Source organism: Chryseobacterium sp. MMS23-Vi53 (assembly GCF_047651245.1).
Classification (GTDB): Bacteria; Bacteroidota; Bacteroidia; order Flavobacteriales; family Weeksellaceae; genus Chryseobacterium.
On sequence record NZ_CP180265.1, the window covers coordinates 2,243,959 to 2,269,485 of the forward strand.

Annotated in this window: 23 protein-coding genes and 1 pseudogene; 21 read left to right on the forward strand and 3 right to left on the reverse strand. The window is 33.8% G+C overall.

Annotated features, from left to right (window positions below; genetic code table 11):
- Window positions 1-109 precede the first annotated feature (109 nt).
- The 3 genes from ACKX2A_RS09875 to ACKX2A_RS09885 form a co-directional block, all read right to left on the reverse strand.
- On the reverse strand, window positions 110-3,592 hold the full coding sequence (locus ACKX2A_RS09875) for a T9SS type A sorting domain-containing protein (protein WP_415329261.1): 3,483 nt from the start codon (window positions 3,590-3,592) through the stop codon (window positions 110-112).
- Window positions 3,593-3,906: 314 nt separating this feature from the next.
- A complete protein-coding gene (locus tag ACKX2A_RS09880; protein WP_415329263.1) occupies window positions 3,907-5,046 on the reverse strand; it encodes an EpsG family protein in 1,140 nt (379 codons plus the stop codon).
- A 3-nt stretch (window positions 5,047-5,049) separates the two neighbouring features.
- Window positions 5,050-6,054: a hypothetical protein gene (locus tag ACKX2A_RS09885; protein WP_415329265.1), complete on the reverse strand. Its 1,005-nt coding sequence runs from the start codon at window positions 6,052-6,054 to the stop codon at window positions 5,050-5,052.
- A 195-nt stretch (window positions 6,055-6,249) separates the two neighbouring features.
- Here ACKX2A_RS09885 and ACKX2A_RS09890 point away from each other — a divergent pair, with 195 nt between their 5' ends.
- The 21 genes and pseudogenes from ACKX2A_RS09890 (at window position 6,250) to ACKX2A_RS09990 (ending at window position 25,512) form a co-directional block, all read left to right on the forward strand.
- Window positions 6,250-9,903 (forward strand): MMPL family transporter, encoded by a 3,654-nt coding sequence (locus ACKX2A_RS09890; RefSeq protein WP_415329267.1) that lies wholly within the window; start codon window positions 6,250-6,252, stop codon window positions 9,901-9,903.
- A 42-nt stretch (window positions 9,904-9,945) separates the two neighbouring features.
- Entirely contained in the window at window positions 9,946-10,860 is a 915-nt protein-coding gene (locus tag ACKX2A_RS09895; RefSeq protein ID WP_415329269.1) for a dialkylrecorsinol condensing enzyme DarA, read from the forward strand.
- Window position 10,861: 1 nt separating this feature from the next.
- On the forward strand, window positions 10,862-12,001 hold the full coding sequence (locus ACKX2A_RS09900) for a beta-ketoacyl-ACP synthase III (protein WP_415329271.1): 1,140 nt from the start codon (window positions 10,862-10,864) through the stop codon (window positions 11,999-12,001).
- A complete protein-coding gene (locus ACKX2A_RS09905; protein ID WP_415329273.1) occupies window positions 12,001-12,432 on the forward strand; it encodes a hypothetical protein in 432 nt (143 codons plus the stop codon). Before ACKX2A_RS09900 ends, ACKX2A_RS09905 begins: the two co-directional genes overlap by 1 nt.
- Before the next feature lie 134 nt (window positions 12,433-12,566).
- Window positions 12,567-13,010: an ABC transporter permease gene (locus ACKX2A_RS09910; protein ID WP_415329275.1), complete on the forward strand. Its 444-nt coding sequence runs from the start codon at window positions 12,567-12,569 to the stop codon at window positions 13,008-13,010.
- 3 nt (window positions 13,011-13,013) lie between these two features.
- Window positions 13,014-13,418: a hypothetical protein gene (locus ACKX2A_RS09915; protein WP_415329277.1), complete on the forward strand. Its 405-nt coding sequence runs from the start codon at window positions 13,014-13,016 to the stop codon at window positions 13,416-13,418.
- Between the two features lie 105 nt (window positions 13,419-13,523).
- Window positions 13,524-14,519: a BtrH N-terminal domain-containing protein gene (locus tag ACKX2A_RS09920; protein ID WP_415329278.1), complete on the forward strand. Its 996-nt coding sequence runs from the start codon at window positions 13,524-13,526 to the stop codon at window positions 14,517-14,519.
- The gene (locus tag ACKX2A_RS09925) at window positions 14,520-15,275 is read left to right on the forward strand and encodes an ABC transporter ATP-binding protein (protein ID WP_415329280.1); all 756 of its coding nucleotides are present in this window, start codon (window positions 14,520-14,522) and stop codon (window positions 15,273-15,275) included.
- A complete protein-coding gene (locus ACKX2A_RS09930; RefSeq protein WP_415329282.1) occupies window positions 15,262-16,530 on the forward strand; it encodes an ABC transporter permease in 1,269 nt (422 codons plus the stop codon). Before ACKX2A_RS09925 ends, ACKX2A_RS09930 begins: the two co-directional genes overlap by 14 nt.
- Window positions 16,520-16,942, forward strand: a complete 423-nt coding sequence (locus ACKX2A_RS09935; protein WP_415329284.1) for an acyl-CoA thioesterase — start codon at window positions 16,520-16,522, stop codon at window positions 16,940-16,942. The genes ACKX2A_RS09930 and ACKX2A_RS09935 overlap by 11 nt, the downstream gene beginning before the upstream one ends.
- The gene (locus tag ACKX2A_RS09940; RefSeq protein WP_415329286.1) at window positions 16,942-18,111 is read left to right on the forward strand and encodes a beta-ketoacyl synthase N-terminal-like domain-containing protein; all 1,170 of its coding nucleotides are present in this window, start codon (window positions 16,942-16,944) and stop codon (window positions 18,109-18,111) included. Before ACKX2A_RS09935 ends, ACKX2A_RS09940 begins: the two co-directional genes overlap by 1 nt.
- A 10-nt stretch (window positions 18,112-18,121) precedes the next feature.
- Window positions 18,122-18,661: a 3-oxoacyl-ACP synthase gene (locus tag ACKX2A_RS09945; RefSeq protein ID WP_415329287.1), complete on the forward strand. Its 540-nt coding sequence runs from the start codon at window positions 18,122-18,124 to the stop codon at window positions 18,659-18,661.
- Between the two features lie 105 nt (window positions 18,662-18,766).
- Complete coding sequence (locus tag ACKX2A_RS09950) at window positions 18,767-19,024, forward strand: phosphopantetheine-binding protein (RefSeq protein WP_034672593.1); 258 nt, start codon at window positions 18,767-18,769, stop codon at window positions 19,022-19,024.
- A gap of 79 nt (window positions 19,025-19,103) precedes the next feature.
- Window positions 19,104-20,303 (forward strand): beta-ketoacyl-[acyl-carrier-protein] synthase family protein, encoded by a 1,200-nt coding sequence (locus tag ACKX2A_RS09955; protein ID WP_415329447.1) that lies wholly within the window; start codon window positions 19,104-19,106, stop codon window positions 20,301-20,303.
- Window positions 20,300-21,361 carry a beta-ketoacyl synthase N-terminal-like domain-containing protein gene (locus ACKX2A_RS09960; protein WP_415329289.1) on the forward strand — a complete coding sequence of 354 codons (1,062 nt, stop codon included), beginning with the start codon at window positions 20,300-20,302 and terminating at the stop codon, window positions 21,359-21,361. The genes ACKX2A_RS09955 and ACKX2A_RS09960 overlap by 4 nt, the downstream gene beginning before the upstream one ends.
- A 144-nt stretch (window positions 21,362-21,505) precedes the next feature.
- Window positions 21,506-22,261, forward strand: coding sequence for a polysaccharide deacetylase family protein (locus ACKX2A_RS09965; RefSeq protein ID WP_415329291.1), 756 nt, complete (start codon window positions 21,506-21,508; stop codon window positions 22,259-22,261).
- Window positions 22,254-22,880 (forward strand): LolA family protein, encoded by a 627-nt coding sequence (locus tag ACKX2A_RS09970; protein ID WP_415329293.1) that lies wholly within the window; start codon window positions 22,254-22,256, stop codon window positions 22,878-22,880. Before ACKX2A_RS09965 ends, ACKX2A_RS09970 begins: the two co-directional genes overlap by 8 nt.
- Before the next feature lie 76 nt (window positions 22,881-22,956).
- The gene (locus ACKX2A_RS09975) at window positions 22,957-23,481 is read left to right on the forward strand and encodes a hypothetical protein (protein ID WP_415329295.1); all 525 of its coding nucleotides are present in this window, start codon (window positions 22,957-22,959) and stop codon (window positions 23,479-23,481) included.
- A gap of 1 nt (window position 23,482) precedes the next feature.
- Complete coding sequence (locus tag ACKX2A_RS09980; RefSeq protein ID WP_415329297.1) at window positions 23,483-23,863, forward strand: 3-hydroxyacyl-ACP dehydratase; 381 nt, start codon at window positions 23,483-23,485, stop codon at window positions 23,861-23,863.
- Window positions 23,860-24,336 (forward strand): hypothetical protein, encoded by a 477-nt coding sequence (locus ACKX2A_RS09985; RefSeq protein ID WP_415329298.1) that lies wholly within the window; start codon window positions 23,860-23,862, stop codon window positions 24,334-24,336. Before ACKX2A_RS09980 ends, ACKX2A_RS09985 begins: the two co-directional genes overlap by 4 nt.
- A gap of 4 nt (window positions 24,337-24,340) precedes the next feature.
- Window positions 24,341-25,512 (forward strand): annotated as a pseudogene (locus ACKX2A_RS09990) (DUF2062 domain-containing protein).
- Window positions 25,513-25,527 lie beyond the last annotated feature (15 nt).

Consider the following 25,527-nt stretch of genomic DNA (forward strand, 5'->3'; position numbering starts at 1 on the left):
AAATTTAATTATAGATATTATCATCAATTAAAATAGATAAACATAAAATCAAATAAAAAAGGACAGAACAATTTCTGCTCTATCCTTTTACTCATTATTTAAATTTAATCTATTCTTTAATGATTTTTACAATTTCTTTGGAATTGTTTATTCTAATTAAATAAGCTCCTGATATTAATGAAGAAATATTTGTTTTATCGTTTTCAAATTTCCCTGATTTCACCAATTGTCCGGACATATTATAAATCTGATAATAATAAACTCCCTTATTATTTGGTGCTTTGATATAAAGATCGTCTTTTACAGGATTTGGAAACAATGATATTTTATCTTCTTTCACAGCATTTCGAACATCATTGCTATTCAAAACAGAAGCAGGTTTTGTTCCTATCGATGAAGGAATTTGTAGCCTTGGAATTACACCCTCCTCACTACCATTGGTATCGTATTTTATTTTTACACAACGGCAGCTCATTCCAAAATAAGGGTCATTGTTATCATGGAAAGCAATTTCGCGGTTGGCTGTTGCAGCGGCATCAAATAAAAGATTGATTGGTCTTCCCATATAATTGGCATTTAGACCAGCCGACCATATTCCCGGATATTGTAAATTAATTGAGTTATAAGTTCCTGTAGCTGTTTGATTTGTCGTAACACTTCTAAATCCTCTAGATCCTGAATTTGGATAATTACCAACATAATAGCTCGGATCATTAAATGTATAACCTATTGTATAACTATAAGTAGCGTTTCTTCTAATTCTGATTCCGGCATAATCTGAAGTAAGAACATAAGACGTTGCCACGTTTTTATCTTTTTTATAATAAGGTGTCAATCCAAAATCTTTATTGGTGATAATTGCTACATTGCTAAGATCTGGAATTCTCCAGCCTGCAGGACATGGATCGAAAGGAGATTTTTTACCGCCTCTGCCCCATCTGTCGGGAGCTAAGTTGGGTTCGTTTGCCAGCCAGTCCGTACCATTAGTATAAACAGGAGTAGCACTATTATACGGAGCAAAAGCACTCGGAATCATATAAACCAAAGGTTTTTGAACTGAATAAGAAAGAACTTTTGCAATTTTATCTGGAGTTTTATCTGTAGCCAACACATTTGCATTGGTAGCATTTGTATAAGTATTATAAGGAACAATATAGTTTCCTCCCAAATCATTGTAAGCTGCAGGCGTTAAAGTTGTATAAGTTACTGTACCACTTGCTGTCACACTTCCAAGATAAATAGGATATGTTGTTCTGTCATCCGCATAAGTGAATGTAGGAATCGGGTCTTTTCTTCCCCATTGATAATGCATACCTGTAGAAGCTTTTATTTTAGCCAATTCTGCCGCAGTTGGTAAAAGGTTATTAACAACAACAGGAAAAGCATCTGTTGCTCCCAAATTTCTGTCCATAAATTCTGTCTGGAAAATATTGTCTGCTTTTGGAACATAATTAACATAGTTCGGAGCAGCTGCAGCCGGAAGTTCTGTTGTATAACTGTAGGATCCAACGGCAGTATCTGTAATCCAAATATGCCATGACCAATAGACAGGATTGGCAATACTTCCGTTATGCAAAGTCACAACTGCATTTCCACTTTGGTTCGGGTTAACCGTAACGACAATTTTTGAAGATGAAATTGCATCTAAAGAACTTGGAGATGGATTTATGACTTCGACCTTATTTAATAATGAGGTGTTTGTTGTCCAAAGTACATTGGCTTTTAGATTATTAAAGCTTGTTGTATTTAAAATATCTTTATTGTTCAATAATTGGCTTTGAACAGAAAAGGCTTTACTCACAGGAATTTCTACTGTAAATGTTGTTGTATTTTTTACAACCTGATAAGTATTTGGATTGTCAATACCTTCACTATATTCTGTTGCAGGAGCAAGATATTCTGTTGGGAAATTATAATCATCTACTACATACAAAGGATCTTTTATACATCTGCAACCATTAACATCGGAAGTAGGATTATATCCCATAGGATAATATAAATACCGCCCCACAACACCAGGCTGATTTGGATCCGGAACATCAGGCTGCCCTTTATCCGGAATCATGAATAAGGCTCTCGCACCTACAGCAGGTGTCGTATCAAAATGCTTTGCCATTGTTGCCGTCCATAAAACAGTGTGGTGCTGATCGGAATACTGACCTTGATGTGCATTATAAGATATTGTTCCTGTTCCAGGGAAAATTCCCATATTAAACCCTCCAACATTAGACAAATCAAAACCAAAGTTGGAATAGATTTTAAAACCAGTCATGAAACTAGGAACTCCTGAATCCGAAGGCTTAATTTTATGATAATTATTGGCTTCAAATGTATTTGTTCCAATATTTGTTCTTACTCCAAAAGGAGAGTAATCCACCCTTATATCATCAATATAGGCGGAAGAACCTAAATTAGCAACCAAAGCCGAAGGCAGTCTCCAACCGTTGGGACAGGGATCATAAGCAGATTTATCCCGGTAAGGCTGTGCCGAACTATCACTATTATAATTTGAATATACTTTCCCTTGAGAGTTATCTGACCAAAGATTGAGTTCCGGCAATTGTGCATCACTCATACCCGGCATTTTCCCAAACCAATTGACCATCAAGTTTGCATTATTGTTGTAATAAGCAATCCCCGAATTATCATCTTTATTTACATAAATGAGACTCAACGGATTTTTTACAGCGAGCTTGATATTATTCGCAATTGTCGCATTTGAAAGAAGAACAAATTTTCTCAGATTATCAAAATTCGTTGCTCCTGTAAAGTTTTTCGCACCTCTGTGTCGAATTCTTCCTATTGTTCCTGAAACTTCATAAAAATCATTCCCTTTGTAAACCAACGGCGGAATAGGGTCTTTTCTTCCCCATTGATATAATAATCCTCCGTTTCGATTCCATTCATTTGATGTAATTGAACTTCCAACTGCCCCTAGATTCCTATCCATCCATCCCCAATCTGTATCGGGAATTGCTTCGACAGTACCATCTGCTTTCTGTCTTTTTACACCCGGGAAACTTTTATATTTTGAGCCGTTTGACGGATCATCTGTTACCCAAACATGCCAAGACCAGTAGATTTCCCCATCTACCCGAAATGCTATGACTGCATTTCCTTCTTTAGCCTTATTGATCGGAACTTTTATTTTCGCATTTTGTCCGGAATCTATAATATCCAAAGTGTAATTCGCACCGGATTTTATCAATCCATGAACATCTTCCCACAATACATCGGCAGTAATTTTTCCGTTAGGAATTGTAGCTCCGCCAATATATTTATCCTGATCCCACATCGCGTAAGCTTTCCTAACAGGGATATATAATCCTTCGTTAGCCTGACCAGGGTCGAAAATATAACTGTTGGGAGCTTTTGTCCAATCGGCAAGTAAAGCTTTTGCAGAAAAATGAGATTTATTTTCTGATAAGGATATGTTTTTAATTAAAGAATCAGATGTTTTAGAAAACACATTTTTAGATTCATTAAGGGAACGATAATCCTTCTTCAATTCTACACCAATTTTGGCATAGGTTACGTTCGTGACTAGGCAACATAAAAATGTCGCCGCTAAATTTTTAACTGACTTTTTCATATCCTTGACTTGTGTTATATCTTAAATACAACATTTAAGCCTTCGCTAAAGAATATCGATTTATTTTATAAATAATAACAAAATCAATGAAATACACAATCAAAAGTTTAAAATTATTAAATTATAAGTATAAAAATTACATTCCCCAACTCGTGCAATGCGAAAATACAGTATTTTTTGAGAATTTTTTCATGCTTAAAATCAATTTAAAATAATATTAATAACAAAAAGCCAATAGATGGTTTAAATAATTCACACAAAAAAGAGACAATGTTTAAAACACTGTCTCTTTTTTAATCTTTCTTTAAGCTATTTTAAGGTAAAATATGGTTTTTATACAAATCTATTGTAAATCTACCACCGGTAATATTTCTAAAACTTGCAAATACAATAAAATTAAATACAACAAGTGCTATAATAAAAGAATAAATCAATCTTTTTGTACCTGCAGATACAACATACATTGCATTAGGAATGATAACATAGGCAAAACCAATAAATGCGCCTGCCATTCTAGAAGAAAATACAGGATTGTTCCTGAATATAAAATACATACATATTCCCATCACAGCATAAGCTCTGTGATATTCGTAATAAGGATATTTTTCTACCATCTTCTTATCAAAAGTAAACAGGAAGAAGGTGAGAATTGCCATCATAACTTCCGGAATTCCTATACCTCCGTTCAACCTTTGTACCGATTGATCGACATACCCGTTAAAACCTTCAACCAACATACTGTCATTGGCTAGACTTCCTAAGAAACTTCCAAAAAACCTATAGATCTCAAAAGGAGAAAGAATAACAGATCCTAAGATCAAAATCAACATCCAGGTTCTGTTTAAAGGAATTCGGACGAGCCAATACATGGGCAAAAATATGTAACAAACGTTATGTATTCCCGATGCCAGAAATACCCAAAACAGGTAATGCCACAGCTTCCTTTCATTGATGTATCTTATTGCAAAATAGATCATGAATGTTCCCAGATTCTGCCGTATCTGCCCACTTTCTCCAATGAAAAAGTTGGGAATAAACATGAATAATGTAAAAGTAAACGGATAAAAAGTATTGTCTTCCGTATATTCAATTTTAAAGAAAATGGCAAAAATGGCAATGACCAAAGTTACCATATAATACGGAGCGTTAAAAATATTAAGCAGAAGCTTATTAATCAATGCATATAGCCATTCGATTTGAACATTTTCGGAGCCATCAATGTGAAGCGCCTTCCTGAAAATATCTCCGTATTCCGCCATATCGGAATAGATATAAATACCTCGATAACTTCCATAATCGGGACCTACCTCATCCCGAAATCCCACAATCAGGATCAAATAAATTCCAAGAAACCAGAAATATTTTTTATCTACTTTTTTTCCAAACACCTCCTGGATGCTGAAAAAAAGCATATAAACCATCGCAACTATGTAGTAAGGGTGTAATAAATGCATCGCCTAAATATAGTTTTTATTAAATTGATGACTCACTACAATAATTCCGGTAAGAATAAGAGGTAAAAAAAGTCTTACTTCCCAAAAAAGTCCTACCAAAGTTATCATTCCCAAATACGGCAGAGAAAAGAAAAGATATTTCTGAAAAACTCCTCTACTTTCTTGATTCACACATTGTCTATAAACAAAATATATTATAATAATCGCGAAGATAAGTCCCGCAAGATTGAACGGACTGGAAAAGTTTCTGTTAATATAAAATCCTTCCACAAAAGTCGTATGCCCACTATTCATCACCGCTCTTAGACCAAGATAAGGCACCAAAAAAGCAATCACCAAAGGAATTATCTTCCATATAAATTGATATTTACCTTCTTTCAATTCTTTAAAACTAAAGAAAACCGCAGCAAAAAAAGCAATGTTGATACACGCCGTTTCTCTTATTAACGTTGAAAAAACAATCAACCCGATCAAAATAATGTAAAAGATGCTTTTATTCGTATGAAGATATTTTAAGGTCAGGAAGACGCCGATCAGATAACAGCACAAAGCCATCGTATCACAATTCGTCGGAGCATACTGAGTAATTGCAATAAAAAATATACACAACAAATGAATAATCCTTCTAATATTAATATCATAAAGAAGTTCAATTGTTTTAAATCTTAATATATTATTTAAAACTACCGAACAAATAATCAGGAAAAAACTATTCATTAAAAACAGACCATGATAGAATGGTGTTCCGTTTTTCGTAAGAAAGTTTTTAAAAAAAGAAAGCTGGTGATTGATAAGATATTCCATAAGATCCGTCATCTGAACACTAAGATAATTCGGGATCACCCGGTAAGAATATACCGAAGAGAACAAAAAAGAAGGGGGGCTTTCTGAAGTTTTCAAAAAAGTATAAGAGGACTCGAATCCATAATAAACCATCGCAAACAACAGAAGCGGAAGAATTATTACAAATAAAAATCCGTCTATTTTTTCATCAAAAATTTTAAACATATCAAAATCTAAGTTCCTACACTTAGCTTATTTTTTTGTTTTAAAATGCATTTCATCAATTGGGAACTTTTGCAAAAGTATATTTTTTTTTCATTTTAACTAAATATTTTATTGATTTTCAACTAAAACTTATTGTTAAAACATTTTGAACTAATAATGAAAAATTTAAATTTGCAAACTTGATTTTACAATGTAATGCATCGGTTCTTTATTTATTTATATTATCTGATTTCTAAAAACAAAGCAACTTCCGTGTTTTTTGCGTTGGGAATTGCTGTTTTGTGTGGATTTTTTGCTTCAAAAATTAATTTTGAAGAAGATATCAATCAGATCATTCCTAAAAACGAAAAATCCGATCTTACGGCAAAAGTTCTGAAGCAACTCAACTTTTCGGACAAAATTATCGTCATTATCGAAAACAAATCCAAAGAAGAAAATTTTCAGCTTTCGGAAACTGCCGATACTTTTTTAACCAAAATTGAATCTTTACAAAAATACATCGGTTCAGTTCAGGGGAAAGTGAACGATAATGAAATTTCAGAAACTTTCGATTTCGTTAATCAAAATCTTCCTTTGTTCTTAAATGAAAACGATTACAAAGAGATTGAAAGAAAACTCCAAAAAGACAGCATTGCCAAACAGGTTGAAAATAATTATATTTCTTTGGTTTCACCGACAAGTTTGGTCACAAAAGAATTTATCAAAAAAGATCCGCTGGGAATTACTTTTCTTGGAATAAAAAAACTGAATGCTTTAAACATCAGCAAAGATTTCAGGCTGGAAGATAATTACATCGTCACAAAAGACGGAAAAAACCTTCTGCTTTTCATCGATCCAAAAAATAAAAGCAATGACACCAAAAACAATGAAACATTTGTCAATCAATTAAATGAAATAAAAGACAGCCTCAACAAACAATTCAAAGGAAAAACAGAAATCAGCTATTTTGGTTCGCCCGTGATTGCGGTTGCGAATGCTCAACAGATCAAAAAAGATATTCAAAATACGGTTATGATTTCCATGACGGTACTTTTAATTCTGCTGATTTATTATTTCAGGAATTTCTTTACGCCGATTATTGTTTTTCTTCCCACAGTTTTCTCCGTTTTACTCGCTTTGTTGATTTTATACTTTATTAAAGATAAAATTTCGGCAATTTCATTAAGCGTTGGAGCCATTTTGATCGGAATTACAATCGATTATGCGTTGCACATTCTCACACATTACAAGCACAACAACAATATTGAAGAGCTTTACAAAGAAATCACGCAACCGATTATTTTAAGTAGCGCAACGACAGCGGTTTCATTTCTGTGTTTGGTTTTTGTACGCTCGGAAGCATTGAAAGATTTAGGACTTTTTGCAGCCATTACGGTGATTTTATCATCAATCACAGCGTTGATTATCGTTCCTCAATTATACAAACCCAAGACCAAAGAAAAGGCAGTAAACACCAATTTTATTGACAAAATTGGCTCTTATCCTTATGAAAAAAATAAACCTTTAATTATTATATGTTCGGTGATTATTATCGCTTGTCTATTTGGTTTCAGACACGTTGGTTTTAATGAAGATATTGGTGATTTAAATTATATTCCAAAAGATTTAAAGATAAGTGAAGCAAAACTGGAGAAACTTTCAGACATTACTTCCAAATCTATTTACACGATTTCTTATGGAGATTCTGAGGAACAGGCTTTGGCGAGAAACACTCAATTGAGTCAGTTTTTAGAAAAAGAAAAGAAGGACGGAAAAATTTTAAGTTACAATTCGCTAGGAAATGTTGTTTTGTCTGAAAAAGATCAACAAAAAAGGATCGAAGAGTGGAAAAAATTCTGGGATGCGAATAAGAAAAACTCTACGATTTCTGAATTAATTAAAAACGGAAATCAATTTGGTTTCAACAGTTCTGCATTTGATCAGTTTAATGAAAATTTAAATAAAAACTATTCTACTTTAACGTTAAAAGATTACGAAAAAGTAAAAGCTTTACAGATCTCCGAATTTTTAAGTCAGGAAAATGGCTTTTACACCGTTTCGAATGTAGTAAAAGTTGATGAAAAGAAAAGAGATGCCTTCATCAAAGATGTTGAAAAGAAACATGATGCTCTGGCAATCGACCGTCAGCAAATGAACGAAAATTTTCTAGGCTTACTAAAAAAAGATTTCAATACATTAATCAATTATTCTCTTTTAGCGATTATTTTAACGATCATTGTTTTCTTCAGAAATTTTGAATTGACAGTTCTTACAATGTTCCCGATTGTTTTAACCGGAGTCGTGACAGCGGGAATTTTATATTTCTTAGGATTAGAATTAAATATTTTCAGCACCGTCGTTTGTACCTTAGTTTTCGGGGTTGGAGACGATTTCAGTATTTTCCTGACACAGGCAATGCAGAAAGAACACACGAATGGAAAAAATGAGCTTCCAACGTACAGAACCTCCATTATTTTGGCGGTTTTCACGACGATTTTATCGATCGGTTCTTTGATTTTTGCTAAACATCCCGCTTTACATTCATTGGCATTAGTGGCTTTGATCGGAATGTTTTCCGTAATTATTATCACTTCAACATTATATCCATTCTGGTTTAGATTATTGATCACAAACAGAGCAAAAAAAGGTCTTTCACCCATCACTTTCAGAATGCTGATTAATGCTGTTTTATCATTTTTATATTATGGATTAGGAGGATTAATATTTTCCGCCATTGGAAGCATTTTTGTTAAAAATTCCAAAGGAAGAACTTTAGACATTATAAAATTAATTTTGGCTAAATTTTTAACTTCTGTCTTATATACGAATCCATTTGTAAAGAAAAGACTCATTAAAAATCCAAATGAAGATTTGAGTAAGCCTGCTGTAATCATTGCAAATCACACGTCATTCCTTGATACATTGGCTTTGGCAATGACGACTCATAAAATTATTTATTTGGTAAATGACTGGGTTTACAATTCTCCGGTTTTCGGAAAATTGGTAAGAGCTTTAGGTTTTTATCCGGTTTCACAAGGAATCGAAAACGGGATAGATCAATTGAAGGAAAAAGTGAAACAGGGATATTCTTTGGTTGTTTTTCCGGAAGCGGAGCGTTCTTATACAAATGATGTGAAAAGATTCCACAAAGGAGCTTTTTATATTGCGGAAGAATTTGGACTGGATATTGTTCCGATCTACATTCACGGAAATTCTGAGGTGCAACCAAAAGGCGATTTTATCATCTATGATGGAGCAATCACTGTGAAAGTTGGTGACAGAATTCATAAAGATGATGTTAATTTTGGGAAAAATTATTCTGAAAGAACAAAAAAAATTAATGCGTATTTCAGAGAGCAGTTTGCTCAATTGAGAAACGAACTGGAAGATGAAAATTATTTTAAAAAGAAACTGTTCTGGAGTTTTTTGTATAAAGATAATGAAGTTGTAAAATCTGTAAAGGAAAATTTTAATCAAAACAAATCCGTTTATTTTGAATTGAATAAACATATTCCAAAAGACGCAAATATTTTACACTTCTCAGATGATTTTGGGCAGAAGGATATTTTACTCACACTTCAGCAGGCGAGTAGAAAAATTTTCGCATTCATTAGAAATGATGAAAAAAGAGAAATTGCCGAACAGAATTATTTAGTAAAAAGAAGAAAGATTAATTATATAAAAGATACCACAGAAATCAATAAAAGCATAGATGTTCTTTTGGTTTCGGATAATAATTTTGACATTAATACGATTGCAGAACTGCCTAAAACAGTCATTTTTGTAAACGTAAAAAACAATTCTTTCGGGAATAATAATTATACACTAAGTTTTAGCTCAGATTCATTAAAAGTATTTAGGTCTGAATAATAAATATGAAAAGCATATTTTTGTAACCGATAATAAAAACTAATGCGAAAAAATGTACTCGTTCTGTATTATACCCAATCGGGACAACTGGAAGACATTGTAAAAAATGTAGCCAAGCCGTTTGAGGATAAAAGCGATGAATATGAAGTAACGTATTACAACATTCAGCTAAAGGAAGATTTTCCCTTCCCTTGGACGAGTGATGTATTCTTCAACACATTTCCGGAATCGTATTTACAGATTCCAAGCGAAATTCTTCCACCTCCGGAAGAGGTTTTAAATAAGAAATTTGATTTAATCATTTTTGGTTATCAGGTTTGGTATTTGACGCCGTCTATCCCGATTATTTCGTTTTTGAAAAGTAAATATGCAGCCGATATCTTAAAAGATACGCCAGTTGTTACTATTTCCGGAACAAGAAATATGTGGATGTTTTCTCAGGAAAAACTAAAAGTATATTTAAGAGACCTGAAGGCAAAGCTGGTTGGGAACATCGCTTTAGTAGACCGACACGATAATTATACAAGTGTATTAACGATCCTTCGATGGATGACCACCGGGCAAAAAGAAAAATCCGGATTGCTTCCTGCTGCCGGAGTTTCTGATGAAGAAGTTAACGGATCCGGAAAATATGGCAGAATTATTGAAACACATTTCCGCAATAACGATCTGGATACCTTACAGACCGACCTGGTAAAAAACGGCGCTGTAGAAATCCGGGCATTTTTAGTAAGAGTAGAAAAAGTAGGTAATAAGATTTTCACAATATGGTCTAATCTTATCATGAAGAAAAAAGAGAAGCGACCATTGCTGATTAAATTCTTTAAGGTATATTTGATGGCTGCGATATGGGTAATTTCACCCATCGTACTGGTTTTACACCTACTTACAACACCTATCTTTTGGTTTAAAAGAAAAAGACAAAGAGAATATTTACAAGGAATTAATTTAAAATAGAATGTACGACGTATTTATAACAAAAGCATCAAAATACTTACCAAATGAGCCGGTTTCAAATGACGAAATGGAAACGTATCTTGGTTATATAAATGGCGCGAAATCTAAGGCAAAGTCAATTATCTTAAGAAACAATAAAATCACGACAAGATATTACGCTTTAGACAAAGAAGGAAAACCTACCCACACCAATGCTCAGTTAACTGCAAAAGCAATTGAGGGTCTTTTTGATGAAAATTTCAAGAAAGAAGACATGAAACTTTTGTCAGTGGGAACAACTTCACCGGATCAGATTCAGCCTTCACACGCTTCAATGGTTCATGGTGAATTAAATATCGGAAAATCTATCGAAATTAATACCGCTACAGGTCTTTGTAACTCAGGAATGAACGCTTTGAATTACGGATTCCTTTCCATTAAAGCAGGTGTTCAGGAAAAAGCTGTTTGTGCAGGTTCTGAAAGAATGTCCGCTTGGATGACAGCTGATAAATTCAACCACGAAGCAGAAAATTTAATTTTACTGGAAGAAAGACCCATCATCGCTTTCAAAAGAGAGTTTTTGAGATGGATGCTTTCCGACGGAGCGGGAGCTTTTTTATTAGAGAACAAACCAAGAGAGAACGCAGTCAACTTAAAAGTAGAATGGATTGATTTCTATTCTTACGCTCACGAAATCGAAGCCTGTATGTACGCAGGTTGCGAAAAGCAGGAAGATGGAAGCCTTCAATCTTGGGCAGATTATCCATCAGACGAATGGCTGAAACAGTCTATTTTTGCATTAAAACAAGACACTAAAATTTTAGATAAATATATTTTGGTAAAAGGTGCTGAAAGTTTAAGATCATCTTTCGACAAGCATCAACTTGATCCGGAATCTGTTGACCATGTTTTAGCGCATATTTCTTCGGGATATTTTAAAGAAGGTTTAAAAGACGAATTCGCTAACGTAGGATTGGATTTCCCTTGGGAAAAATGGTTCTATAACCTTTCTGAAGTAGGAAACATCGGAGCAGGTTCTATTTTCATTGCCTTGGAAGAATTAATGAATTCAGGAAAGCTGAAAAAAGGAGAAAAAGTGCTTCTTTGCGTTCCTGAAAGTGGGCGATTTGCTTATTCTTGTGCTTTATTAACGGTTTGCTAATGGAAAACAAATTACCAACATCTGACCAGAATTTTGTGGAAAGTTTAATTCCGCAAAGATTTCCTTTCGTAATGGTAAATAGCATTGCAGAATATTCTGAATCTCATTTGGTTTCAGGATTTGAAGTAAAAGAAGGAAATATTTTTGTTCAGGACGGAATTTTTCAGGCTTCCGGTTTGGTAGAACATCAGGCTCAGAGTGTAGCTTTACACACAGGTTACAAGTTCTATCTATTAGGAAAAGAAGCTCCGACAGGTTATATTGGTGCTATTAAAACTTTTGAAGCAACAGCATTACCGAAGCTAAGCGATCAATTAATCTCTGAAGTTTCTATTATTAATGAAATGATGGGCGTAACTTTAGTGGATATTGTAACAAAGCTGAATGATGAGGTTATTGCCAAATCTCAGATGAAAACCGTAGTAATGTAATATTAATATTTGAATTAAAATTTTTGCGCTCTTGGCTAAGTGAAATGCCTTTGCGAACTTAAAAACGTTCAGCATTTCAAAAAAATCTTTGCGAACTTTGCGTTAAAAATAAATTCAAAACAATATATAATTTAATGGAAATCAAGGAAGAAAATATCATCAATATCCACAACTTTTTGCCGCATCGCGAACCGATGTTAATGGCAGATTATATCCTGGAATTAACTAAAGAGAAAGTGATTACTTCCTTTGAAATAAAAGAAGACAACGTTTTTGTTCACAACAATGAATTTGTTGAAGCCGGTTTAATTGAAAATTTAGCACAAACCTGTTCATCAATTCTCGGACAAAGCTTCTTCGAAAATCCAGAAGCAGACACCAAAGTGATTGGTTTTATTACCAATATCAAGAAAATTGAAGTTTTTGCATTGCCGAAAGTTGGTGATACAATCATTTCAAAAGCATCATTGATTTCTCAGTTTGAAAATATCTGTCAGATTTCTTGTGAGACTTTTGTTGATGATAAATTACTAATAAAAGGAGAAATTAATTTGTTTATTCAAGAAGTAAAACAATAACCGATGAAAAAGCAGGATCTTCCTCAAGACGAGAGCAATCTGAAATCAGCGAACATGACTGAAGTGTTATATGTAACTGATGAAAACGACAATTACACCACTGCAAACAGCATTGGCTGGGAAGCTAAAAAGGCTGCTCTGGAGGAATCAATGGAACTAATCAATGAAAGAATTGAAGAAGCAAAACAAAATGTTGCCAATAATATCGTAAGTCCTATTATTTATTTCATGGAACTGAATAAAATGGATCTACAGGTTCTTGCAGCCTACGTCGGAATGTGGCAATGGCGCGTAAAAAGACATGCAAAACCAAAAATCTTTAGAACACTAAGAGAATCTGTACTGAAAAAATATGCCGATACTTTCGGAATTTCAGTGGATGAATTAAAAAACTTTAATGGTAAATAATTAATTGAAATAAATTCAATATAGAAAAACGCTCCAATTGTCATTCTGACAAAGGAAGAATCTATTTTAACTATTATTTTCCAGCGATAAAAAGATAAAGATTAAATGAAACTTAATTTTGAACACCATCAAACCGCGCATTGCGAAAACGGTGTTGCCTCTAATTTATTATTAAACAAAGGGTTAAAACTCAGCGAACCCATGATTTTCGGAATCGGTTCCGGATTGTTCTTTGTGTATCTACCTTTTTTAAAAGTAAATTTCGCTCCCGGATTCAGTTATCGTCCGATGCCGGGTGCTATTTTTAGTAAGGCAGCAAAAAGACTGGGAATTAAAATTAAAAGAGAAAAATTTTCAAATCCTGCCGATGCTCAAAAAGCATTGGAAAGAAACTTAAATCAAAATATACCTACAGGATTACAGGTAGGAGTTTTCAACCTTACATATTTTCCTGAAGAATATAAATTCCATTTCAATGCCCACAATTTAGTGGTTTATGGAAAAGAAAACGGCAGATTTTTAATCAGCGATCCGGTAATGGATTACGTTACTACCCTTTCCGAAGCCGAACTGGAAAAAGTAAGATATGCAAAAGGTGCTCTTCCGCCAAAAGGCCATATGTACTACCCGACTTACATTCCTGAAAATTTGAATCTAGAAGAAGCCATCAAAAAAGGGATTAAAGATACCTGTAAAAATATGCTGGCTCCCGTTCCGATCATTGGAGTAAAAGCGATGAGATGGGTTGCGAAAAGTATTCCGAAATGGGCAGCCAAAAAGGGAACTAAAACAACCAATCATTATTTGGGACAATTGATCAGAATGCAGGAAGAAATTGGTACTGGTGGCGGTGGCTTCAGATTTATTTATGGTGCATTTTTGCAAGAAGCAGCAGTTATTCTTAAGAACGATCAATTAAAGGAATTATCGAAAGAAATTACAACAATTGGTGACCTTTGGAGAGATTTTGCAGTAGATATTGCACGAGTTTATAAAAACAGAAATTCAAAAAGCGATATTTATAATCAACTTTCGAAAACCATGCTTCACATTGCAGATCTGGAAGAAGCCTTCTATAAAAAACTGAGAAAAGCGATCTAAATGGAGAACTTTATTGAGATTAAAAATTTATATAAAAAATATAAAAATGCAGAAGAATTTTCTGTAAATGATATCTCGTTGAATATTGAAAAAGACGAAATCTACGGAATTCTCGGTCCAAACGGAGCCGGAAAAACCACGTTGATTTCCATGCTTTCAGGTTTAATAAAGCCTACATCAGGAAGCTTTAGAATCAATGGGTTGTCTCCTCAAAAAGATGGTTTTAAGCTTAGACAGATCATCGGAATTGTTCCGCAGGAATACGCTTTGTATCCAACTTTGACCGCTAAAGAAAACTTAATGTTCTTCGGAAGTCTGTATGGTTTAAGCCACAAAAAATTAAAAAATGCTATTGATGAGTCCTTAGAAATCATGGGATTATCAAAATTTGCAGATAAAAAAGTAGAACAGTTTTCAGGAGGGATGAAACGTCGCTGCAACCTGATTGCGGGAACCCTTCATAATCCTAAAGTTTTATTTCTTGACGAACCGACTGTTGGTGTTGATGTTCAGTCAAAAAAAGCCATTATCGATCATCTTTTGGATCTGAATAAGAAAGGAACCTGTATCATTTATACCTCGCATCACCTTTCGGAAGCAGAAGAATTCTGTACAAAAATTGCCATCATCGACCATGGAAAAATTCATGCGGTGGGAACTCCTGAAGAATTGGTGAACAGAGTATCAAATGCAGAAAACTTAGAAGATGTTTTCATTTCATTAACCGGAAAAGAATTAAGAGATGTTGTTGTATAAACTGTGGAGAAGTTTCGTTAAGGAAATCCTTTTGCTGAAAAGAGATATCGGAGGAATCGTCATTATTTTCGTGATGCCTTTATTGTTGATTATCACGATTACCTTGATTCAGGATTCTACCTTCAAAAATCTGGAAGGCTCAAAAATCCCGATTATTTTTATTGATAATGACAAGTCTGAAGTTTCAAAAAACATAAAACAGGAACTCGAAAGCAGCAAAACATTCGAATTACTGACCAATTTTACGGAAAAATCCGCTCAGAATGCTGTTTTTGGCGGAGATTACCAAATGGCTATCGTCATTCCCGAAAATTTAACGAAAGATATCAATTCAAATATTGATTCTAAAGTTCAGACCATCGTCAGTTCATTTGGTTTGGAAACAGATTCTTCCGCGGTGAAGAAAACGGTTTCAAAGGCGAAAGATATTCATTTATATTTCGATCCGGCAACCAATATCGGCTTCAAAAACAACGTGATGAATGCCGTGAACAAAATGGTTTTCGAAATCGAAAATAAAAAGATCTACAAAGCTTTTCAAGACCAATTGGGGACAACCGAAAATCTTGAAGAAAATAAAAATTTGATCAGCTTTAAAGAAATTACGCCTAAAAAAGGAGCAATGGAAGTTATTCCGAATTCCGTTCAGCATAACGTTCCCGCTTGGGCTTTGTTTGCGATTTTCTTTATTGTTGTGCCATTGTCTATTAATTTAGTTAAAGAAAAAAGTCAGGGAACAAGCGTGAGAGCGAGAATCAGTCCGACTCCCTATTTTATCCATATTTTAGGAAAAACATTTACGTATCTTATCATTTGTGTCATCCAGTTTTTATTGATGGTTGCAGTAGGAATTTACCTTTTCCCATATATGGACTTACCACAATTCGACGTCACAGGGAAGATGTTCCAGCTAATAATTGTAACTTTATTTGCAGGTTTGGCCGCGATAGGATTTGGTGTTTTATTAGGAACTGTTGCCGACACACAGGAACAGTCTGCGCCTTTTGGAGCAACTTCGGTTGTTGTTTTAGCGGCTGTTGGAGGAATCTGGGTTCCGGTATTTTTAATGCCTGAATTTATGCAGACGATCGCCAAATTCTCTCCTATGAACTGGGGCTTGAATGCGTATTACGATATCATTTTAAGAAACAGCGGAATCGGCGGAATTGCTAAAGAAATCACTTTCTTATTTTTATTTTATGTAGCCATGGTCGCTATTTCATTATTTTACGAAAGAAAACAAAATGCAGTCTAAAGAAAATTTAACTTGTACAGAAGAAGTCCGCGTAAGGTTCAACGAAACAGATCCGTTGGGGATTGTCTGGCATGGACATTATATTGTGTATTTTGAAGACGGCAGAGAGGCTTTCGGCAGACAGCATGGTTTGACCTATCTTGATATTCAGAAAGCAGGATTTGTAACACCGATTGTAAAAAGCACATGCGAGCATTTTCTGCCATTAAAATATGGTGAAACTTTCAAAATTGTGACAACTTTCGTGAATTCAACTTCTGCGAAATTGATTTACAGATACGAGCTTTTTAACGAAGACAATAAATTGGTCTGCTCAGGAGAAACCATTCAGGTGTTCCTGGATTCGGACAATAATTTATGTTTGTATAATCCTGAGTTTTTTCAGGCCTGGAAAGATAAAATGGGATTATAATGAGGAAAGAAATTTACATTACAGATTACAACTGCATTACGCCTTTAGGTTTTGATGTTTCTTCGAACTGGAATGCTCTTTTGGAAGGAAAATCCGGCGTAGCTTTACATAAAATCATAGAAAATCAGGAGCCTTTTTATGCTTCTATGATTGATTCCGAAAAACTGAACGAAGAATTTAATAGATTCTTCGACTCCGCTCAGAATGACAGTACGGAATTCACAAGGCTTGAAAAAATGTTTTTGTTGAGTTTAAAACCTTTGGTTGAAAAACATCAGATTTCAGAAGAAACGGCTTTTATTTTATCAACTACAAAAGGAAATATCAGTTTATTAAAAAATCAGGAAACTTTACCGGAAGGCGTTTTCCTTTCCACTTTAGCTCAAAAAATTGCTGATTTTTTCGGATTTAAAACAAAACCGATTGTTGTTTCTAACGCCTGTGTTTCAGGAGTTATGGCAATTGCTGTGGCGAAGAATATGATTCAGACAGGAAAATATAAAGATGCTTTTGTTATCGCCGGAGACGAAATTTCGGAATTTGTGATTTCAGGATTTAATTCTTTTCAGGCAATCGGAACCGAAATTTGTAAACCCTACGATAAAAACCGTGACGGAATTAACATTGGTGAAGCAACTGCAGCGGTTTATATTACTAGTCATTGCGAGGAACGAAGTGACGAAGCAATCTCAAACGAAAAATTTAGTTTTAAAGTTTTAGGAGATTCAGCAATTAATGATGCGAATCATATTTCGGGACCATCAAGGACTGGTGACGGATTATTTGCCAGTATCAAAAATGCTATGATAGAAGCCAATATTTCGACAGAAAAAATCGATTTTATTTCTGCCCACGGAACGGCAACCATATATAACGACGAAATGGAAGCCATCGCTTTCAACCGAATGGAATTGCAAAATGTTCCTCTTAACAGTATGAAAGGCTATTACGGTCATTGTTTAGGAGCTTCAGGATTGTTGGAAAGTATTATTTCAATGGAAAGCTCTTTACAAAATACTTTAATTCCGTCTAAAAATTTTGAAGAAACGGGAACTTCCCAACCTTTGAATATTATTAAAGAAAATCAACCGGCAGAAATCAAATATATTTTGAAAACGGCTTCAGGTTTTGGTGGGTGTAATGCAGCAATTATTTTAGAAAAATGCTAAAATGAAAACGATGAAGAAAACAGATATTTGCACCATAGAAAAATCAAAAATCATTCTTAACAACGGCATTATTTTTGAAACTCCAACTGAAAATTTTTCAGATTTTGCGAAAGAAGCTTATAAAAGTTTAGAAATGAATTATCCTAAATTTCATAAAATGGATAATCTCAGCAAACTCGCTTTTTTAGCTTCTGAAATGATTTTAAAAGATGAAGACCATAGCAGAACAGCATTAGTTTTTGCCAACAGATCATCAAGTTTGGACACTGATTTTAAATATCAGGAAAGCATCAATTCTCAGGAAAATTATTTTCCAAGTCCTGCCGTTTTTGTGTATACTTTGCCTAATATTTGCGTTGGCGAAATAAGCATCAAACATAAAATGCAGACAGAAAATGCTTTTTTTGTTTTGGATGAATTTGATGAACAATTTTTAAACGAGTATTCAGAACATATTTTACAGTCGGGCAAAGCTGATAAAGTATTGTGTGGCTGGGTAGAACTCTACAAGGAAAGTTATAAAGCTTTTGTATATTTGCTTACTTTGTAATTTAACAATATAAAAGTGTACCAGTTTATCAATCCTAAAATAATTTTATAATTATTGTTACATTGTTAAACTTTTACATTGATACATTATAAATGAAATTTATTTATGGAAAACTTAAGAGAAGAATTAAAGCACAAAATCATCGAAGTTCTTAATTTAGAAGACGTTGCAGTAGAAGAAATCAAAGATACAGATCCGTTATTTGGCGGAGGTCTTGGGTTGGATTCCATCGACGCTCTGGAATTGATCGTGCTTTTGGATAAAGAATACGGAATCAAATTAGCCGATCCGAAAAAAGGAAAAGAAATTTTCTCTTCGATCGACACAATGGCTAAATTCATTGAAGAAAACAGAACAAAATAAATTAATATACCAATGTATTAATGTAGCAGTCTAGCAATTGATAAACTGTTATATGAATGTATTGTTACATTTTGTAAAAATGGGTCAAAAAATTGCCATAACAGGAATGGGCATCATTTCCGCCATTGGAAACAATGTGGAGGAAAATTTGAATTCGTTGAAATCCGGAAAACATGGAATTTCAGATATTAGTTTATTTGAAACTCGTCATGCCGGAAATATTAAAACGGGCGAAATAAAATTGTCTAATGAAGAACTTGTTGAAAGACTTCAGTTAAATGAAGACAACAATGCAACAAGAACCTCTTTGTTAGGCATGATGGCTGCAAAAGAAGCCGTAGAAAGTGCCGGAATTTCCGACATTAATGAATATAAAACGGGTCTGATTTCTTCAACCAGCGTTGGCGGAATGGACGTTACCGAAAAATATTTCTACACTTATGAAGACTTTCCTGAAAAGCAAAAATATATTGACGCTCACGATGCGGGAAATTCATCATTATTGATTGCAGATTATTTGGGTCTAAAAGGCATGGTTTCAACGATCAGTACAGCCTGTTCGTCTGCCGCGAATGCGATTATGATGGGTGCAAAACTTATTAAAAATGGCATTTTGGATCGTGTGATTGTCGGCGGAACAGATTCTCTTTCAAAATTTACTTTGAATGGTTTCAATACATTGATGATTCTCACGGATTCTTACAACACGCCTTTTGACAACGACAGAAAAGGTCTGAATTTGGGTGAAGCAGCCGCTTTCATCGTTTTGGAGTCTGATGAAATTGTGAAAAAGGAAAATAAAAAAGTTCTCGGTTATCTTTCAGGTTATGGAAATGCGAATGATGCGCATCACCAGACCGCTTCTTCGGAAAACGGACAAGGCGCTTATTTAGCCATGGAAAAAGCATTGAAAATTTCAGGCTTAGATAAAGAAAACATCGATTATATCAACGTTCACGGAACAGCAACTCCGAATAATGATTTATCTGAAGGCATTGCAATGATCAGAATTTTTGGAGAAAATAAAGTTCCGGAATTCAGTTCTACGAAAGCTTTTACAGGTCATACTTTGGCAGCGGCGGCGGGAATTGAAGCAGTATATTCATTATTGGCGATTCAAAATAATATCATTTTTCCGAATCTGAATTTTAAAACAAAAATGGAAGAATTTGATTTGACACCTGTAACTGAACTCAAAGAGAAAAATATTAACCACGTTCTTTCCAATTCGTTTGGCTTTGGAGGAAATTGTTCAACTTTAATTTTTTCAAAATCATGAGTGCAGTTTACATCAACAGTGCAGCCTGTATCTCTGTTCAGGACACTTTAAATGAAAATTTTTTCCAAAATCTTAAACCCGAAAATTCATCTCAGGTTTTAAAGGCTATCGAACCCAATTACAAAGAATTCATTCCGCCTGCAGCCAGCAGAAGAATGTCTAAAACGGTAAAAATGAGTTCCGTCGCTTCTCAATATGCTTTAAAAGAAGCCGGAATCGAAAATCCCGACGCTATCATTGTGGGGACAGGAATGGGTTGTTCTCAGGATTCTGAAAAATTTCTGAAAAATGTATTGGATAACAATGAAGAGTTTCTGACTCCTACGTTTTTTATTCAATCCACACACAATACGGTCGCGGGACAAATTGCGTTAGGTCTGCAATGTCACGCGTATAATTTTACTTATGTCAACACTTCTTCATCATTGGAATTTTCTTTTTTGGATGCAAAATTACAGATTAATGATGGTGAATCAGAAAACGTTTTGGTAGGTTCAACAGACGAACAAACCGACCGGACAATGGAATTGTACAAATTAAACAAAACCATTAAAAAAGAAGAAAATCTTCCCGTTGATTATCTGAACTCAACAACAGACGGCGTCATTTGGGGTGAAGGCGCAAGTTTTTTTGTTTTAGGAAAATATAAAACTGAAAATTCTTATGCTCAACTGAAAGATATTCAAATCAGTAACAGACTAGATTTAGAAGAAACTCAACAATTTGTTGAACATTTTTTGGCTAAAAATAATTTGAAAAATGATGAAATTGATGCTGTAATTTTAGGTTTCAGCGGAGATGCGAAATCGGATGTTTATTATGCAAAAGCAATGAATTTATTTGAAAATTCGGCTTTGTTGTATTACAAACATTTGAGTGGCGAATTTAATACTGCAAGTGGTTTTTCAACGTTTATAGCTTGTCATATTCTTAAAAATCAGGAGATTCCTGAAGTGATGATGATTAATTCTGTGAAGAAAGACGGAATTAAAAATATTTTGCTTTATAATCATTTGGGAGGAAAAGACCACAGCTTGGTTTTGTTAGGGAAAGCTTAGTTTTTAACGCAAGTTTGTCATTCTGACGAAGGAAGAATCTCTATATTATATTTTATATTCTTCATTTCGCTTTGCTCTATTCAGAATGACATTGCGCATATAAAATTGTGGATATTTTTAAACCAAATTCAAAACAATTAAAAGATGAAACATTATCCATTTATCCTATTTTATCTTTTCTGTAACGTTTTTATTTATGCGTTTCACGGGACTTTTTGGGTGTATTTGTTTTGTTTTTTATTGTTTTCAGCGGTTGTTGTTTGGGGTTCTTTCGATATTGAATTGGGATACTTCATTAACAGCATTACTCATAAAAGAACAAAAATCAAGGAAGTCGCTCTGACTTTTGATGATGGTCCTACACAATTCACACCGAAATTTTTAGATGTGTTAAAGGAAAACAATGTAAAAGCTACCTTTTTTTGCATTGGAAAACAGATTGAAAAATATCCTGAAACTTTTCAAAGAATTATTGCAGAAGGTCATACCATCGGAAACCATACGCTTTCACATTCGAATAATACAGGATTTTTATCAACATCAAAAATGGTTGAGGAAATTGAAAAATGCGATGAAGTGATGCTGAAAGTCGGGAATTTAAAAACTAGCTTGTATCGACCGCCTTTTGGAGTTACGAATCCGAATATTGCCAAAGCCATCAAAAAAACTCATAAAAAAAGCATTGGCTGGAATGTCCGTTCTCTCGACACCATTACAGAAGATGAGAAAAAAATTTACCAAAAAGTTACCAAAGGATTAAAAAAAGGAAGTATCATTCTGCTTCACGACACTTCGGAAAAAACGTACAATGTTTTGATAGATTTATTAGTATTTTTGAAGGATAAAAACTATTCAACTTTCACCGTTGATTCAATAATAAAAAATCAAAATAATGTTTAAAAATATTGCTTTTCTTGCTTATTTATTGATTTCCAGCTTCTTTTTTGCGCAAAATACTGCAATGTCGGGAGCAGAAGCAAAAGCATTTGTAACCAAGGTTTCATCGGAGACAAAGGAAATAAAGACTTTACAAGCCGATTTTACTCAAACAAAAAAAATGGACTTTTTGGATAAAAGCATTATCACTTACGGAAAAATGTCTTTAAAGACGCCGAATATGTTGGCTTGGAAGTACACAAAACCTTATCAGTACAGCATTGTTTTTAAGGATAATAAAATTTTCATCAACGATCAGGGTAAAAAATCTTCGGTTGATGCAAAAAGCAAAACGTTTGAAAAAATCAATAAGTTAATCGTTGGAAGCTCTAACGGACAAATGTTCAACGATCCTGAATTTTCTGTAACTTATCTAAAAAATGCGAATTTTAACATTGCAAAATTTACTCCGAAATCGGCTCAATTGCTGAAATATATTAAGCAAATTGAATTAAGTTTTCCGAAAGGTCAATCAACAGTTTCTCAGGTTAATATGACGGAAGCATCGGGAGATACAACGAATATTGTTTTCAAAAATACAAAGATCAATGCGCCGATTGCTGCTTCAGAGTTTTCTTTATAGTTTGATTTTATTGTCGTTTGTTTCGTGTAAAACTTACAAGCTGACTGATGTAAAATCTATTCCTAATTCTGAAAAAATGGTTGAAAATTTATATTTTTCTTCCAATGAAGATTACGTTTATAAATGCCAGATGGATATTTATAAAAATCATGTAAGCGGAATTTTAATTATCAAGAAAATCAACGAAACGACTCATCGTGTTGTGTTAACTTCAGATTTTGGAAATAAATTGATCGATTTTGAAATTTCAGAGAATGATTTTAAACTCAATTATGTCCTTCCTGATTTGGATAAAAAAATTGTTATCAACTTTTTAAAGAATGATTTTCAACAACTTTTAAAGCAAAAATATCCTGTAACGGAAAGTTTTGAAAACGGAAATTCTAAAATTTATCTTTCAAAAATTGATAAAAAAACTTACTATTTATTCTTCAACAAAGAAAATGGTTTACTAAATCAAATCATTTACACGAAAAATAATAAGGAAAAAATCGATTTTACTTTTGATGCAAAAAAACATATCTTCGCAGATAGTTTGAATCTTCAACATAAAGACTTCAAAATCAACATAAAGCTATTTCAAATAACTGAAACAGAATAATATGCAAACCATTCTTAAAGACTTTTATACTTTAAAATCATACGAACAGACAGAAAATGGAGGTTTTGTTGCCAATATTTCTTTGAATAAAGATCATGAAATTTTCAAGGGACATTTCCCTGGAAATCCGGTAACTCCGGGAGTTTGTATGATGCAAATTGTAAAGGAACTCACTGAAGAATTTACTGGCTTAAAATTATTCTTAAAAACAGCTTCAAATGTGAAATTTATGGCAATTATCAATCCATTTGAAACACCTGATTTGAAATTGGAATTAACTATAAATCAGACTGAAGAAGAAGTAAAAGTGAAAAACACAACTTCTTTTGGCGAGACTATTGCATTAAAAATGTCGGTTAACTATCAAAAATTGACATCATGAAACTTATCTTTTCATTTTTAGCGACTTTTATTCTGTTTTTTCAATCAGGTCTTGAGACTTTGAGAGAAAGCTATGCAAAGGCAAATTCATCGAACGTCAATACGGAAGCATTCATTAATGCAGCCGAAAAAACTTCGGGTTCTGATGCTGTCATTCAGGGGTATAAAGCTGCAGCCCAAATTATGGAGGCTAAAATTGCAAAGACGAACAGAAAAGCGTTGGTGAAATCTGGTGCAACAAGTCTTGAAAGCATTATTAAAAGTAATCCCAATAATGCTGAACTAAGAGTGATCAGAATGAGCGTTCAGGAAAATATCCCGAAAATTGTAGGATATAGAGGAAGTCTTAAAGATGATAAAGCATTTCTTTTAAATAATTACAACAAGCAAAATGCTTCACTTAAAAATTATATTAAAAGATTTGCCACACAGTCTAAAACCATGACCGACGCAGAAAGAGCAACATTAAAATAAAACGATGACCCTTCCTGAAGTGCAAAACGCAATCTCTGAAAAGAAAATTTGTGTTTTAATACCTACTTACAATAATGAAAAAACTCTGAAAAGAGTAATCGATGGTGTGCTGGGGTACACTGAAAACATCATTGTGGTAAACGATGGATCTATCGATTCTACACTGAAAATTTTACAGGATTATTCTCAAATTAGCGTAATTGATTTACCTGAAAACAAAGGGAAAGGAAACGGACTAAAAATAGGTTTCAGAAAGGCAAAAGAATTAGGCTACAATTATGCAATAACGATAGATTCCGACGGACAGCATTATCCTGATGATATTCCTGTCTTTGTGGAAGCGTTACTACAGGAAAATGAAGATGTTCTTTTAATAGGGAACAGAAATATGTCTCAGGACGGTATTCCAAAGAAAAGCAGTTTTGGAAACCGTTTTTCTAACTTTTGGTTTTGGTTTGAAACCGGAATTAAATTAGAAGACACACAATCCGGTTACAGATTGTATCCTTTACATAAAATTCCAAAAAAATATTTTACACCAAAATTCGAGTTTGAGATTGAAATTATTGTAAGGACGGCTTGGCGGCATGTTCCTGTAAAAAATGTTCCGATAAAAGTTCTTTACGATCCTGCTGAAAGGGTTTCGCATTTCAGACCGTTTAAAGATTTTACGAGAATCAGTATTCTGAATACCATTTTGGTGACAATTACTTTGCTTTATATTATTCCAAGGAATTTCATTAATAATTTCAAAAAAAAAGCTTTAAAAAATTCATTAAAGAAGACGTTCTAGAAAGCGACGGAACTAATAGAACAAAAGCATTTTCGATTGCTTTGGGTGTCTTTATCGGCTTTTCGCCTTTTTGGGGATTCCACACTTTGCTTGTAATTTCTCTAGCGGTTTTATTTAAATTAAATAAAGTTTTGACTTTTGTGGCTTCCAACGTGAGTTTACCACCTTTTATACCATTTATTATTGCTGCTGCTTTGTTTTTGGGAGCACCATTTGTACATGGAGAAAGCAATATTTTGAGTCAGGAACTTAATTTTGAACTGGTAAAAAACAATCTTCTTCAATATGTTATCGGAAGTGCAATTTTAGCGACATCTATGTCTTTGATTGCCGGTGTTGCAACTTTTCTTTTCCTGAATAAAGTAAGTCCGGAAAATAATTAATTCAATAAAAAAACT

Bases quoted from the DNA above. Each gene is read 5' to 3' on its own strand.
- ACKX2A_RS09875 (WP_415329261.1), bottom strand. From the start codon at position 3,592: ATGAAAAAGTCAGTTAAAAATTTAGCGGCGACATTTTTATGTTGCCTA.
- ACKX2A_RS09880 (WP_415329263.1), bottom strand. From the start codon at position 5,046: ATGCATTTATTACACCCTTACTACATAGTTGCGATGGTTTATATGCTT.
- ACKX2A_RS09885 (WP_415329265.1), bottom strand. From the start codon at position 6,054: ATGTTTAAAATTTTTGATGAAAAAATAGACGGATTTTTATTTGTAATA.
- ACKX2A_RS09890 (WP_415329267.1), top strand. From the start codon at position 6,250: ATGCATCGGTTCTTTATTTATTTATATTATCTGATTTCTAAAAACAAA.
- ACKX2A_RS09895 (WP_415329269.1), top strand. From the start codon at position 9,946: ATGCGAAAAAATGTACTCGTTCTGTATTATACCCAATCGGGACAACTG.
- ACKX2A_RS09900 (WP_415329271.1), top strand. From the start codon at position 10,862: ATGTACGACGTATTTATAACAAAAGCATCAAAATACTTACCAAATGAG.
- ACKX2A_RS09905 (WP_415329273.1), top strand. From the start codon at position 12,001: ATGGAAAACAAATTACCAACATCTGACCAGAATTTTGTGGAAAGTTTA.
- ACKX2A_RS09910 (WP_415329275.1), top strand. From the start codon at position 12,567: ATGGAAATCAAGGAAGAAAATATCATCAATATCCACAACTTTTTGCCG.
- ACKX2A_RS09915 (WP_415329277.1), top strand. From the start codon at position 13,014: ATGAAAAAGCAGGATCTTCCTCAAGACGAGAGCAATCTGAAATCAGCG.
- ACKX2A_RS09920 (WP_415329278.1), top strand. From the start codon at position 13,524: ATGAAACTTAATTTTGAACACCATCAAACCGCGCATTGCGAAAACGGT.
- ACKX2A_RS09925 (WP_415329280.1), top strand. From the start codon at position 14,520: ATGGAGAACTTTATTGAGATTAAAAATTTATATAAAAAATATAAAAAT.
- ACKX2A_RS09930 (WP_415329282.1), top strand. From the start codon at position 15,262: ATGTTGTTGTATAAACTGTGGAGAAGTTTCGTTAAGGAAATCCTTTTG.
- ACKX2A_RS09935 (WP_415329284.1), top strand. From the start codon at position 16,520: ATGCAGTCTAAAGAAAATTTAACTTGTACAGAAGAAGTCCGCGTAAGG.
- ACKX2A_RS09940 (WP_415329286.1), top strand. From the start codon at position 16,942: ATGAGGAAAGAAATTTACATTACAGATTACAACTGCATTACGCCTTTA.
- ACKX2A_RS09945 (WP_415329287.1), top strand. From the start codon at position 18,122: ATGAAGAAAACAGATATTTGCACCATAGAAAAATCAAAAATCATTCTT.
- ACKX2A_RS09950 (WP_034672593.1), top strand. From the start codon at position 18,767: ATGGAAAACTTAAGAGAAGAATTAAAGCACAAAATCATCGAAGTTCTT.
- ACKX2A_RS09955 (WP_415329447.1), top strand. From the start codon at position 19,104: ATGGGTCAAAAAATTGCCATAACAGGAATGGGCATCATTTCCGCCATT.
- ACKX2A_RS09960 (WP_415329289.1), top strand. From the start codon at position 20,300: ATGAGTGCAGTTTACATCAACAGTGCAGCCTGTATCTCTGTTCAGGAC.
- ACKX2A_RS09965 (WP_415329291.1), top strand. From the start codon at position 21,506: ATGAAACATTATCCATTTATCCTATTTTATCTTTTCTGTAACGTTTTT.
- ACKX2A_RS09970 (WP_415329293.1), top strand. From the start codon at position 22,254: ATGTTTAAAAATATTGCTTTTCTTGCTTATTTATTGATTTCCAGCTTC.
- ACKX2A_RS09975 (WP_415329295.1), top strand. From the start codon at position 22,957: ATGGTTGAAAATTTATATTTTTCTTCCAATGAAGATTACGTTTATAAA.
- ACKX2A_RS09980 (WP_415329297.1), top strand. From the start codon at position 23,483: ATGCAAACCATTCTTAAAGACTTTTATACTTTAAAATCATACGAACAG.
- ACKX2A_RS09985 (WP_415329298.1), top strand. From the start codon at position 23,860: ATGAAACTTATCTTTTCATTTTTAGCGACTTTTATTCTGTTTTTTCAA.